The following is a 12,891-nucleotide window of genomic DNA, read 5'->3' on the forward strand; positions in this document are numbered from 1 at the left end:
CAGGCCTAGAAGCGCGCCCAGTCAGCTTCGCCGTCAAAGACATGGGTGGCAGGCCCAGTCATCACGATGTGCCCGCCCGGCGCCCAGTCGATCACCAGATCGCCACCTGGCAGACTCACGCGCGTCGGCCCGCTCACTAGCCTGCGCCGGACCGCCGCCACTGCCGTCGCGCAGGCGCCCGTCCCGCAGGCCCGCGTCAGGCCGGCGCCACGCTCCCACACGATCAGGCGGATATGGTTTTCGCCCACCATCTGCGCGAAATTGACGTTCACCCGGGCCGGGAACAGCGGGTCCGTCTCGATCAGCGGCCCCAGCCGCTCGACATCCACCGCATCCAGATCGTCGCAGAAGAAGATGACATGCGGATTGCCGACATTGACCGCGACCGGCGCGGGCAGATCCTCCCAGCTCACCGGCATGGCCAGCGTGTCCATGGCATAGGCCAGCGGGATCGCGTCCCACTCCAGCCGGGGTTCGCCCATGTCGACGCTGGCGCCGCCGTCCACGCCCTTCGCGTCCAGCAGCCCGCCCTTCGTCTCGATCAGCACGTCCCTCCCAACGAACAGGGGGACGCAGCGGGTCGCGTTGCCGCAAGCCTCCACTTCGCTGCCGTCGCTGTTGAAGATGCGCATCGACACATCGGCGCGCTCCGAATCCCCGATCAGGATCAGCTGGTCACAGCCGATCCCGGCATGGCGGTCGGCAATGGCCTGCGCACGCGCCGCCGTGATGTCGAGCGCGCCATCGCGCGCGTCGATCACGACGAAATCGTTGCCCAGCCCATGCATCTTCGAAAAACGGCCCATAATGCGCGCGCATGTAGGGCCTGTACGGCGAAAATGCCAGTGGTTCAGTTCCAGAGCAGCCGTCCTCGCCATGTCCGGGCCGCGGGTTGCCCGTCGCCATCCAGGGCAGGCAGGAACGTTACGCGGGCCATCAAGGTGGCGCACAGCGCCTGGTCGTGCATTGCGGAACCGGAACTTTCATTGATGGTGCAGTCCACCACCTTTCCGGTTTCATCCACGTGCAGGACATAGGCTGTGCTATGGCCCGAAGGAAGCGGGCGAAGCATGGCGGCGTCCGCATTGGTGAACCATGTCCGGGGTTCGGATCGCGGGATGGGCTTGCTACGATCGAGTTCGTCAAAAGGGATGATCTTGCGCTTTGCCGCTTCTGCTTGTGCCGGCATTGTCAGGATGAGCGCATGAACGACGCCCACCAGCCATTTGTTTCTTGTCATTTACCGCCAGTTCCCCGTTATCGCGCTGCCGTGGCGCGTTTCCTTCCATAAAGGCCATATACAGCCAACCCGATGGCGTTCCAGATCAGGCAGGCAAGGATGGTCTTCACCGGCAGGCTGACGAACAGATAGGCGCAGCCGCCGATCGCGCCGATGCCCACCAGCCAGCCCGCCGGGGCGCGGAAGGGGCGCTTCATGTCGGGCATCCGCCGCCGCAGGATCAGCAGGCAGGCGCCAACGGCGGTGAAGGCGATCAGCGTCCCCGCATTGGCCAGCGCGGCGATCTCGTCGATGGGCAGCACGCCCGCGATGATCGCGACCAGTATCGCCGTCATGCCGGTGATCCGCACCGGCGTCCCGCGTTTCGAGATCAGCGCCAGCCGCTTTGGCAGGAAGCCGTCGCGCGCCATGACCAGGAAGATGCGGCTCTGCCCATAGAGAAAGCCCAGCAGCACCGTCGGCAGCGCGATCACCGCCGCGATGGCGACGATCCGCGCCACCTGTCCCTGACCCATTTCGCGCAAGATCAGCGCCAGCGGCTCCGGGCTGTCGGCAAAGCGGGTGAAGGGCATGGCCCCGATCGCCGCCGCCGCCACGGCCACATAGATCAGCGTGCAGGCGATCAGCGACCCGACGATGCCGATGGCCAGGTCGCGGTCCGGATTCTTCGCCTCCTCCGCCGCGGTCGAGATCGCGTCGAAGCCGTAGAATGCGAAGAAGATGATCGCCGCCGCCGCCATGACGCCACGCTCGACCCCGTCCGGCGCCACCGACTTGGCGAAGCCGAAGGGCATGAACGGCGACAGGTTGTGCGCATCGAAGGCGGGCAGGGCGATGGCGACGAACAGGCTCAGGGTCGCGATCTTGATGACCACCAGCAAGGCGTTCAGCCGCGCGCTTTCCTGCGTGCCCAGCATCAGCAGCCCCGCCACGACGGCAATGATGAAGATGGCGGGCGCATTGACGATCCCGCCCAGTTCCGGTCCCCTGGTCAACAGTTCCGGAAAACCAACGGAGGTCAGCAGCGGCGCGGCATAGCCCGACCAGCCCACCGCCACGGTCGACACCACCAGCGAATATTCCAGGATCAGGCTCCACCCGACGATCCAGGCAAAGCCTTCGCCCAGCACCACATAGCTGTAGCTGTACGCGCTCCCGGCGGCGGGCATCATGGTGGACAGTTCCGCATAGGCGAGCGCCGCGCAGGCGCAGATTGCCCCCGCAATGGCGAAGGACAGCAGCACCGCAGGCCCCGCCCGGTCGGCGCCGACCCCGATCAGCGTCAATATGCCGGTCCCGACAATGGCCCCCACGCCCAGCGCCAGCAGATGCGGCCATGACAGTGTGCGCGCCAGCCTCTGTCCCTCATGGGCAGGCATCATCGCCTCCATCGGCTTGCGGCGCGTCCAGCTCATTGCAGTGTCTCCCTTTGCACGCATGGCTCGCCGGGGACGGCGCGGCTGGCAAGGGGAATTTTTGCGAGATCCTTTGAATGGCAGCGTTTCGATGTCGGGCAATCCGTAACTTTCAAAATTGGGGCGCTACATTACACCTCTTTAACGATGCGCTGTCAGAAAGGGCAAATGGCCCTTAAGCTGACCTCCTTGCTATACACGGTGCTGATTTGCGCATCGGTCCTGTCGGGCCCTTATGCTATTTATCTGGCGGCAAGGATGAGGCTCTGGCGAGCGATTGGTGCGATCCTTGCCGGGCTGTCGCTGGGCTTGGCGGGGTTATTTGCCTCGCTGAAGGCGAGCGACATGTATTTTGAAGCCTTGCGGGAGCATAACCCCCACGCGCTCAACGATATGGTTGGATTTGGGCAGGTGGTGCTGGGCTTCCTTGGCCTATTATATTTCCTCGCCATATTCGTCCTTGCCGTGCTTGTGTTCTCGATCAGGTGGATAAAGAGCAGGCAAAAGTCCGCCGAATAGTGCCCTGCTTCGCGCTTGTTGCATCCCATCCCCCTTTTCGCTAAAGGCGCCCCTGCAATCGGGCAGTCCGCTGCCTGATACCCTGACAGATCCATGGCGCCCAAATGGAGCACCGGATGGACGCTGGCCGGCGAGGTTTCGCCCGCCGGCGATTTTGTCGTTTGGCAGGGTAGGCGCAGTTTTCCGGGCTTTCCGGCCCAAATGAGGTGATGATGTTCGATTCGCTAAGCGATCGTCTCGGTGGGGTATTCGACAAGCTGCGTGGGCGCGGTGCGCTGACGGAGGACGATGTCCGCGCCGCGATGCGCGAGGTGCGAATCGCGCTGCTCGAAGCCGACGTCGCCCTTCCCGTCGTCCGCCAGTTCGTCGAACAGGCGACCGAGCGCGCGGTCGGCAGCGACGTGCTACGCTCGGTCACGCCGGGCCAGATGGTCGTCAAGATCGTCTCGGACACGCTCACCGAAACGCTGGGCGCCGAAACCAGCGACCTGCTGATCGACGTCACCCCGCCCGCCGTCATCATGATGGTCGGCCTGCAGGGCTCCGGCAAGACCACCTCCACCGCCAAGATCGCCAAGCGCCTCAAGGAAAAAGAGCGCAAGAAGGTGCTGATGGCGTCGCTCGACGTCCAGCGCCCCGCCGCGCAGGAGCAGCTGGCGGTGCTGGGCACCCAGACCGACGTGGCGACCCTGCCGATCGTGCCCGGCCAGCAGCCTGTCGACATCGCGAAGCGTGCCTTGCAGGCGGCGAAGCTCCAGGGCTTCGACGTGGTGATGCTTGACACCGCCGGGCGCCTGCATGTCGACCAGGCGCTGATGGAAGAGATGAAGGCGGTGGCCGAAGTCTCCAACCCGGCGGAAATCCTGCTGGTGGTCGATTCGCTGACCGGGCAGGACGCGGTGAATGTCGCGACCAGCTTCACCCAGCAGGTGCCGCTGACCGGTGTGGTGCTGACCCGCATGGACGGCGATGCCCGTGGCGGCGCGGCGCTTTCGATGCGCGCGGTCACCGGCCGCCCGATCAAATTTGCGGGCACCGGCGAAAAGCTCGACGCGATCGAGCCTTTCCATCCCGCCCGCGTGGCGCAGCGCATCCTGGGCATGGGCGATGTCGTGTCGCTGGTCGAAAAGGCGGCCGAGACGATCGACGCCGAGGAAGCCGACAAGCTCGCCAAGAAAATGGCCAAGGGTCAGTTCGACATGAACGACCTGCGTGCCCAGTTGAACCAGATGCGCCGCATGGGCGGGCTTGGCGCGCTGGCAGGCATGCTGCCGGGCCTCAAAAAGGCGCAGGCGGCGATGGCGGCGAGCGGCGCCAATGATAAGACGCTGATCCATCTCGACGCAATGATCGGGTCGATGACCCCCAAGGAGCGGGAGAAACCCGCCCTCATCAACGCCAAGCGCAAGATCCGCATCGCCAAGGGTTCCGGCCGCACGGTGCAGGACGTCAACAAGCTCCTGAAAATGCATCAGGAGATGGAAACGGCGATGAAGAAGATCCGCAAGATGGGCGGCCTGAAAGGGCTGGCCAAGATGTTTGGCGGTGGAGGGATGGGCGGCCTGGGCGGCGCCGGTGGGCCGGGAGGTTCCGGCGGTGCGCCGGACCTTGGTGGCCTGGGCGGGCTTGGCGGTCTGGGCGGCAATATGCCCAACCTGCCCCCCGGCTTTCAGAATTTCATGAAGAAATAAGCGAATTCAACGGATCAGATCAGAGTAGAAAGGCAAGTTACTTACATGGCAACCTCCATCCGTCTGTCGCGCGGCGGCTCCAAGAAGCGCCCCTATTACCGCATCGTCGTGGCTGACAGCCGCGCCCCGCGTGACGGCAAGTTCATTGAGCGTATCGGCAGCTACAACCCCGTCCTGCCCAAGGGCGACGAGAAGCGCGTCGTGATCGACGTCGAGCGCGCGAAGCACTGGGTTTCCGCCGGCGCGCAGCCGACCGACCGCGTCGCCCGCTTCCTCGACGCCGCTGGCGTGAAGGAACGCGCCGCCCGCAACAACCCGAAGAAGGCAGAGCCGGGCCAGAAGGCCAAGGATCGCGCCGAAGACCGCGCTGCCAAGGCTGCGGAAGCCGCTGAAGCTGCCGAAGCCGCCAAGGCTGCCGCCGCTGAAGCCGCCGCCGCTCCGGCCGAAGCCCCGGCTGAAGAAGCTGTTGCCGAAGAATCGGCCGAAGGCTGATTGTCTTGACCGACAGGCCCGTCACTCTCGCCGTCATCATCGGCGCGCATGGGGTGACGGGCGAAGTCCGTCTGAAGCTCTTCGGCGAGGGCGTGGAAACGCTCAAATCCTACAAGGGCTTCGACGCGGCGGGGCGCGCGCTGACGCTGCGGTCGGTGCGCCCCGGTCCCAATGGCGCCGTCGCGCGCTTCGCCGAGATCGGCGACCGCAGCGCCGCCGAAGCCTTGCGCGGGACCGAATTGACCGTGCCGCGCTCCGCCTTGCCCGCGCTGGGCGAGGGTGAATATTATCATGCCGACCTGATCGGCCTGCCCTGCTTCTCCAGCGAGGGCGAGGGGCTGGGGAATGTCGTCGCGGTCGAGAATTTCGGCGCGGGCGATATCATCGAGGTCGAGCGGCCGATGGGCAAGCGCTTCATGGCGCCGATCCATGCCGTGACCATCGCGGATGAGCGGGTGGTCATCGAAGCCGCCTTCGCGGTCTGACGGCGGGTCGCGCGCATGTTTCATCTTCTCGTCGCCCTCTATCTGCTGCTGATGGTCGCCGCTGGCTGGCGGCTGTTCGCCATGTCCTGGTCGCGCATGTTGAAGATCAGTGCGGCGGTGGCGTTGGTCATTCCCATTCCGATGCTGTTCCTGTTGCCTGCGCTGATGCAGCCTGACCGTCCCTTTGCGGACCTGTTGCGGGCCATCGGCATCGCTCTGATGCTGGGGGGCGGGGTGTCGCTGTTGGGCGGCATGGCTGGAGCGTGGCTCAGGGCGCGCAAGGCGTGAGCTTCCACGCGCAGATACTGACGCTTTACCCTGAGATGCTTCCAGGACCGCTGGGCGCGTCGCTGGCCGGGCGGGCGCTGGCGGAGGGAAAGTGGACCTGCGACCCGATCCACATTCGCGATTTCGCCACGGACAGGCATCGCACGGTGGACGATACGCCCGCCGGCGGTGGCGCGGGCATGGTGCTGCGCGCCGACATATTGGCCAGGGCCATCGACCATGCGCAGGAAAAGGCACCCGATCTGCCCGTCATCGCCATGACGCCGCGCGGCGCACCGATCACGCAGGCGCGCGTCCGTCAGCTTGCCGCCGGTCCCGGCGCGACCATCTTGTGCGGCCGGTTCGAGGGCTTTGACGAGCGCATTTTCGAGGCCCGCCCGGTCGAGCAGATCAGCATGGGCGACATCATCCTCTCCGGCGGAGAGATGGGCGCGCTGATGCTGCTGGACGCTTGCATCCGCCTGCTTCCTGGGGTAATGGGCGCCGCTTCCAGTGGGGATGAAGAGAGCTTCGAAAGCGGCCTTCTCGAATATCCGCACTATACCCGGCCCGTTGAATGGGAAGGGCGCACGATCCCTGAAGTGTTGCGATCGGGGGATCATGCGAAGATCGCCGCCTGGCGGAAACAAAGGGCGGAGGATGATACACGGCTAAGGCGGCCGGACCTTTGGGAACGTCATATCGGCGTTCGGGACCAGTCGCCCTCTGGTGCGCAACGCGAAGAGACAGGACCTAAGTTATGAACTTGATCCAGCAGATCGAGGCCGAAAACATCGCGGCCCTCGCCAAGGATATTCCGGATTTCCGTCCGGGTGACACGCTGCGCGTCGGCGTGAAGGTCGTCGAAGGCGACCGCAGCCGCGTCCAGAATTATGAAGGCGTCTGCATCGCCCGCTCGAACAAGGGCATGGGCAGCAACTTCACCGTGCGCAAGATCAGCTTCGGTGAGGGCGTGGAGCGCGTCTTCCCGCTCTATTCGCCGAACATCGATTCGATCACCGTGGTCCGTCGCGGCGTCGTGCGTCGTGCGAAGCTCTATTATCTGCGCGGCCGCACCGGCAAGCGCGCTCGCATCGCCGAGCGTCGCGAGGTGCGCAGCGAGGACTAGAGCATTTTCGAAGCAGGTGGCATCACCTGCTGGCTTGGAAAATGCGGAAAACCAGGGACAAATGGAGCATGATCCGATTCAGCTTGATCGGATCATGCTCTAAGTTCCGCACGCTGTCCTTGACAGTTGCAAAAAGGATACAGGCGGTACCCCTTGGGGGTGCCGCCTTTTTCTTTGATTATCAATAAATTAGTCATTCATACCGTTCCGTTCCGCTTCTCTCGCGCTTTATGATTTTGCGCCGCAGCAGAAATTTCATTTCGCATATGGCGGTTTTATGTCAGCGTTCCGTTTCCAGAGATTGCTCAATATTGCCAACGCCAAACTGTCGGGTTCTGGTGAATGTCGGGCCGTATGCGGGCAATGCTGAAGCAGGGGTAGCAAAAACAGAAAAGACCAATGGAGAGGCCTCTTCATAATAATATCAAAGGGGCTGTTTCATGAATTATACGGGTTTTGTTTCTCGCGCCGCCATGGCGATCGCGCTGTCTTCTGCAGCGCCGGTTCTGGCCCAGAGCGATCCGCAGGTTTCCGGCACGGACGAAGGCGCGGCGATCATCGTTACCGGTACGCGCGCAACGGGCGTCACGGCGGCCGAAAGCGCCGCTCCGATCAAGGTTCTGGACAGCGAAGCGCTCACCAAGGTCGGGCAGCCCAACCTCAACCAGGTGCTGACGCAGCTCGTTCCCTCCTTCACGGCGGAGGCCTTTGGCGGCGATACCGCGAACCTGACGCTGGCGGCACGCCTTCGTGGCCTCAGCCCCAACCATGCGCTGGTGCTGGTCAACGGCAAACGGCGTCACGGCACCTCCAACCTGCATGTGTTGAGCGGACCCTATCAGGGCGCAGCCTCGCCCGACCTCGACCTGATCCCGCCCGGTGCGATCGGCCGGATCGAAGTGCTGGAGGACGGCGCGGCGGCCCAATATGGCTCCGACGCGATCGCGGGCGTCATCAACATCATCCTCAAGGAGGACAAGGGTTCGATCTCCGGCAACCTGACCGCCGGGCAATATTATAAGGGCGACGGCGAAACCTATTCGGGCAGCGTGACCTTCGCGCCCGATGTCGGGCCGGACAGCTATCTCGATTTCACCATGTTCCACCGCTTCCACGATTTCTCGCAGAGGGGCGGCGTGGACCGCGGCATCTACAATCGTGACGGATCGATCCGTACCGATATTTCAGCCGCGCATCAGGCGATGGCGGCGGTCGGCCTGCCGGGCGCGCCCTATACCAACCGGATCGTCGGCGACGCGCGATCGGAACTCACCACCATTGTCTATAATGCCGGTCATGATTTCGGCGGCGTGGAACTCTATGCCTTCGGCAGCTATGGCCGCCGCGATGCCAGCGCCTACGAAAATTACCGCCAGCCCTGGCGCGTCTCGCGGTCCCCGGTTCTGGGTGTCGCGGGTGAGCAGATTCTCTACAGCACCACCGGCTTCAACCCGCGCGAGGCGATCAAGGAGGACGATTTCTCCAACACAGGCGGGATCAAGGGCGAAACCGCCGGTTTCCGCTGGGACATCAGCACGACCTATGGCCAGGATTATGCCAAGCTCTACACGCTGGACTCGGCCAACCGTTCGCTGTTCATCGACACCGGTTCCACCCCGTCCAACTTCTATGACGGCTTCCTGAAGGCGTCGGAATGGACCAGCAATATCGACATCGCCAAGGAAGTCGATCTGGGCATGGCCAAGCCGGTCAATATCGCCTTCGGTGGCGAATATCGTGAGAATAGGTTCCAGATCGGCAAGGGCGACTTTGCGTCCACCTATTTCGAGGGTGGCCAGTCCTATCCCGGCTTCCTGGCGACCGACGCGGGCAAGCACAAGCGGAACAACAAGGCGGCCTATCTCGACGTTGCGATGAACCCGGTCGAGATGTGGAAGCTCGACGGCGCCGTCCGCTATGAGGATTATAGCGATTTCGGCACCAAATGGACGTGGAAGGTGACGAGCCGCCTCGATTTGTCCGAACAGTTTGCGGTGCGCGGCACGGTCAGCACGGGTTTCCGTGCGCCGTCGCTGCTGGAGGAATATTATTCCTCGACCAATGTCGGGCCGACCACCGCCTATGTGCAGTTGCCCCCCAACTCCGCCGCTGCGAAACTGCTGGGCTATCAGGATCTGAAGCCTGAGACGTCGCAGAATTTCAGCCTTGGCGTGGTCATCCGTCCGGTTCCCAAGCTGAACATCACCATTGATGCCTATCAGGTGAAGGTGAAGAACCGGATCGTCGGAACCGGATCGATCCAGGGTCTGGCTGGCGGTGTGGTCACCAACCAGGCCGTGCTGGATGCGATCGCCGCGCATGGCAATGTGCTCGATCCCTATGTCCTTCAAAACGGCGATGCGGGCATCAACCTGTTCACCAACGGCGCCGACACCCGCACCCGTGGCGTCGACGTGACGGCCAGCTACCCCACCCCGGTGGGCAGCGGCTCCATCCTCTGGTCGCTGTCGGCCAACTATAATGCGACCAAGATCACCAGATTGCGGATCGATGAAAGCCTTTATGCAGAGGACGCCCGTTCCACCCTCGAAAATGCCTCGCCCAAATATAAGATCATCGGCGGCGCGCTCTTCACCATGGGCGGTCTGAGCGTCAACCTGCGTGAGACGATCTACGGCAAATCGTCCGAGGTCGTGATTTTCGGCACGACCAACCCGACGGTCAAGGTTCCCGCTGCGGCGGTTACCGATCTGGAAGTCGGCTATGATCTGAGCAAGGCGATCAAGCTCAGCGTGGGCGCGAACAATCTGTTCAACAAGAAGGCGCCGGTCATGCCCAATGATTCGAGCGATATGCCGATCGACGGCGCCCGCGTTCTGGACGCCCCGCTGTCCTTCACCCCCTATGGCATCAATGGCGGCTATTATTACGCCCGCATCAATTTCAATTTCTGACGGGCCTGAAGCGGCCGCCGGACCTTCGGGACCGGCGGCCGCTTCTTTTTATTGGACCTGACGGCGCCGCCGCGACAAGGACCGGCTATGCCGCTGAATGACAGACTTGCCACGCTGGCGGATGAAGCTGCGCTTTCCGCCGTCATGACATTGGCCATCGACCGCCTCCAGTCCGACTTCCTGACGCCCGGTCAGGTGCGGGCGAGCCACGGCTTCATGGGGCTCGACAGCCGCCTGATCGCCGACGGCACCTATTTCGTGATCGAGGATGGTGGCGAGATTGCCGGATGCGGCGGGTGGAGCCGCCGTGCGACGGCTTATGGCGGCAATCACAGCGCCGGGCGGGACGACCGGCTGCTCGATCCCGCGACCGAGGCGGCGAAGGTGCGCGCCATGTACACCCATCCCGATCATGTGCGGAAGGGCGTGGGCACGCTGATCCTGTCGCTGTGCGAACGGGCGGCGCGGGCGGAGGGGTTTTCCGCGCTGGAATTGTCTGCGACGATGGCGGGCGTGCCGCTCTATCGCAGCTTCGGCTTTGTCGACGTGCGGCCGTTCGAGGATAGCGGCGTGCCGCTGATCCTGATGCGCAAGGCTATTGGCGGCCCTGATTCCGGCTGGTGAACCAGAGGCCGCCCAGGCTGATCGCTGCCGCCGCCGACATGTAGAGGCCGACCAGTGCCACGCCCTGCATGCCGATCAGCCAGGTCGCGACGATCGGCGCCAGCGCGCCGCCGATGATCCCACCCAGATTGAAGGCGAAGGAGGCGCCGGTATAGCGTAGCTGCACCGGAAAGAGATGCGGCAGATAGGCGCCGAGCGGCCCATAGACGAAGCCCATCAGGAACAGCGCCAGGCTGAGGATCAGGAAGATGGGCAGCAACTGTCCGGTGCCGATGGCAGGGCCGAAGATCATACCCATCAGCGCCGTGCCGATGCAGCCCGCGACCAGCACCCGGGTCGGGCTGCTCCTGTCCGACCACCAGCCCGCGATGATGATGCTGGCGGCCATGAACAGGATCGCGCCGAGCTGGATGGCCAGGAAGGTTTCGCGGTCGATCTTGAGCGTGGTCGTGCCGTAGCCGAGCGCGAAGGCGGTCGCGATATAATAGACCGCGAAACAGGCCGCGCAGGCAAAGGTGCCGGCAATGGCTGCCCCCAAATGGCTGCGGAACAGGGTCGCCAGCGGCACGGCGGGGGGTGGTGCCTCGGCCCTGGCTGCAGCGAATTCCGGCGTTTCGGTGAGCTTGAGGCGTATCCAGAGGCCGAGGATCACCAGCACCGCGCTGCCGAGAAAAGGCAGGCGCCAGCCCCAGGCGAAGAAATCCTGGTCGCTGAGGAATATGCCGAGCAGCAAAAACAGTCCATTGGCCGCGATGAAGCCGACTGGCGCGCCCAGTTGCGGGAACATGCCGAAGCGCGCCCGCCAGCCCGGAGGGGCGTTCTCCACCGCAAGCAACGCCGCGCCGCCCCATTCGCCGCCCAGGCCAAAGCCCTGACCAAAGCGCAGCACGCAGAGGATCAGCGGCGCCCACCAGCCGATCATCTGATAGGTGGGCAGGAAGCCGATCGCCAGTGTGCAGCCGCCCATCAGCATCAGTGAGGCGACCAATGTCGCTTTGCGGCCGATGCGGTCGCCATAATGGCCGAAAACCGCCGCGCCGACCGGCCGGGCAAAGAAGGCGAGGGCGAGACTGCCATAGGAGGCCATCAGCTGCGCCGTGGGTGAGGAGGCCGGGAAGAAGAGCGAGGGGAAGATCAGGCTGGCGGCGGTCGCATAGATATAGAAATCGTAAAATTCGACCGCGGTGCCGATCAGGCTCGCCGCCAGAACCCGTTTGTGGCGCAACATCGCGCCGATACCGCTTCCCTCCATCCCCTGCTCGCCCCCCGCCATGTTCATTTCGCCCGCTTCTGATTCAGCAATTCATAGGCCATCACCGCGCAGGCGACCGCCGCGTTCAGGCTGTCCGCCTTGCCCAGCATCGGCATCTTCACCAGCAGGTCGCATTCGGCTTCATAGCTCTCGGGCAGACCCTGCGCCTCATTGCCGACCAGCAGGAAGCTGGGGTTTCGATAGCGCGGCTCCTGATAGTCGTGGGTCGCCTTGAGGCTGGTGCCGATCAGTTCGCCTGGTCCCTGCCGCAGCCAGTGCATGAACTCGCCCCAGCGCGCCTGGGTGATGGATTGGGTGAAGAGCGCCCCCATGCTGGCGCGCACCGATTCGACGGAAAAAGGATCGACGCAATCGTCGATCAGGATCAGCCCGCCCGCGCCCACGGCGTCGCCGGTGCGCAGGATGGTGCCCAGATTTCCCGGATCGCGCAGCGACTGGGCGACGATCCAGATGTCGGCCTTGCTCCGGTCGAGCTTCGCCAGGGGAGTCAACCGGTCGCGATAGACGCCTACCACCGCCTGCGGATTATCCTTGCCGCTGATCTTGGAGAGAATGTCGGGCGTGGTTTCGATGATGTCGCCGCCTGCCGCCTCCATCGCCGCGATCAGGTCTGCGGCCAAGGGATGCGTCGACCCGGCATGGAACAGCATTTCCGGCAATACGCCTTCCTCGCGCGCCTCGGTGAGGATGCGCAGCCCTTCTGCCAGGAAGAGGCCTTCGGCCTTGCGGAACTTCTTTTCGCGCAGGGAACGGACGCGCTTCACCAGCGGGTTTGAAAATCCGGTGATTTCGCGTGCCACGATCCTGTCTCAAACCTTTTGAATGTCCGCCGAAGCGGCTT

14 protein-coding genes are annotated in these 12,891 nt (G+C 63.9%); 9 read left to right on the forward strand and 5 right to left on the reverse strand.

Features of this window, described 5'->3' with window-relative positions:
* Nucleotides 1-5: 5 nt before the first annotated feature.
* The 3 genes from dapF to MJ601_RS10435 are packed head-to-tail and all read right to left on the reverse strand — an operon-like array spanning nt 6 to nt 2,655.
* Complete coding sequence (gene dapF, locus MJ601_RS10425; protein ID WP_242126196.1) at nt 6-809, reverse strand: diaminopimelate epimerase; 804 nt, start codon at nt 807-809, stop codon at nt 6-8.
* A 41-nt stretch (nt 810-850) separates the two neighbouring features.
* A complete protein-coding gene (locus tag MJ601_RS10430) occupies nt 851-1,240 on the reverse strand; it encodes an energy transducer TonB (RefSeq protein ID WP_242126046.1) in 390 nt (129 codons plus the stop codon).
* Nucleotides 1,241-1,257: 17 nt separating this feature from the next.
* A complete protein-coding gene (locus MJ601_RS10435; protein ID WP_242126048.1) occupies nt 1,258-2,655 on the reverse strand; it encodes an amino acid permease in 1,398 nt (465 codons plus the stop codon).
* A gap of 168 nt (nt 2,656-2,823) precedes the next feature.
* Between MJ601_RS10435 and MJ601_RS10440 the strand changes: the two genes are divergently transcribed.
* The 9 genes from MJ601_RS10440 (at nt 2,824) to MJ601_RS10480 (ending at nt 10,777) form a co-directional block, all read left to right on the forward strand.
* Nucleotides 2,824-3,174, forward strand: a complete 351-nt coding sequence (locus tag MJ601_RS10440; RefSeq protein ID WP_242126050.1) for a hypothetical protein — start codon at nt 2,824-2,826, stop codon at nt 3,172-3,174.
* Nucleotides 3,175-3,383: 209 nt separating this feature from the next.
* Nucleotides 3,384-4,865, forward strand: coding sequence for a signal recognition particle protein (gene ffh, locus MJ601_RS10445; protein ID WP_242126052.1), 1,482 nt, complete (start codon nt 3,384-3,386; stop codon nt 4,863-4,865).
* 45 nt (nt 4,866-4,910) lie between these two features.
* Nucleotides 4,911-5,357, forward strand: coding sequence for a 30S ribosomal protein S16 (rpsP, locus tag MJ601_RS10450; protein ID WP_242126054.1), 447 nt, complete (start codon nt 4,911-4,913; stop codon nt 5,355-5,357).
* A 5-nt stretch (nt 5,358-5,362) separates the two neighbouring features.
* On the forward strand, nt 5,363-5,842 hold the full coding sequence (gene rimM, locus MJ601_RS10455) for a ribosome maturation factor RimM (RefSeq protein ID WP_242126056.1): 480 nt from the start codon (nt 5,363-5,365) through the stop codon (nt 5,840-5,842).
* Between the two features lie 15 nt (nt 5,843-5,857).
* Nucleotides 5,858-6,130, forward strand: coding sequence for a hypothetical protein (locus tag MJ601_RS10460; RefSeq protein ID WP_242126058.1), 273 nt, complete (start codon nt 5,858-5,860; stop codon nt 6,128-6,130).
* Entirely contained in the window at nt 6,127-6,873 is a 747-nt protein-coding gene (gene trmD, locus MJ601_RS10465; RefSeq protein ID WP_242126060.1) for a tRNA (guanosine(37)-N1)-methyltransferase TrmD, read from the forward strand. Before MJ601_RS10460 ends, trmD begins: the two co-directional genes overlap by 4 nt.
* Nucleotides 6,870-7,238, forward strand: coding sequence for a 50S ribosomal protein L19 (rplS, locus tag MJ601_RS10470; RefSeq protein ID WP_176591676.1), 369 nt, complete (start codon nt 6,870-6,872; stop codon nt 7,236-7,238). The genes trmD and rplS overlap by 4 nt, the downstream gene beginning before the upstream one ends.
* A gap of 440 nt (nt 7,239-7,678) precedes the next feature.
* On the forward strand, nt 7,679-10,153 hold the full coding sequence (locus MJ601_RS10475; protein ID WP_242126062.1) for a TonB-dependent receptor plug domain-containing protein: 2,475 nt from the start codon (nt 7,679-7,681) through the stop codon (nt 10,151-10,153).
* 87 nt (nt 10,154-10,240) lie between these two features.
* Nucleotides 10,241-10,777, forward strand: a complete 537-nt coding sequence (locus MJ601_RS10480; RefSeq protein WP_242126063.1) for a GNAT family N-acetyltransferase — start codon at nt 10,241-10,243, stop codon at nt 10,775-10,777.
* Here MJ601_RS10480 and MJ601_RS10485 read toward each other — a convergent pair.
* Nucleotides 10,749-12,056, reverse strand: a complete 1,308-nt coding sequence (locus tag MJ601_RS10485) for an MFS transporter (protein ID WP_242126065.1) — start codon at nt 12,054-12,056, stop codon at nt 10,749-10,751. The genes MJ601_RS10480 and MJ601_RS10485 overlap by 29 nt on opposite strands.
* Nucleotides 12,053-12,850 (reverse strand): TrmH family RNA methyltransferase, encoded by a 798-nt coding sequence (locus MJ601_RS10490; RefSeq protein WP_242126067.1) that lies wholly within the window; start codon nt 12,848-12,850, stop codon nt 12,053-12,055. Before MJ601_RS10490 ends, MJ601_RS10485 begins: the two co-directional genes overlap by 4 nt.
* Nucleotides 12,851-12,891 lie beyond the last annotated feature (41 nt).

Source organism: Sphingobium trunci (assembly GCF_022664535.1).
Classification (GTDB): domain Bacteria; phylum Pseudomonadota; class Alphaproteobacteria; order Sphingomonadales; family Sphingomonadaceae; genus Sphingobium.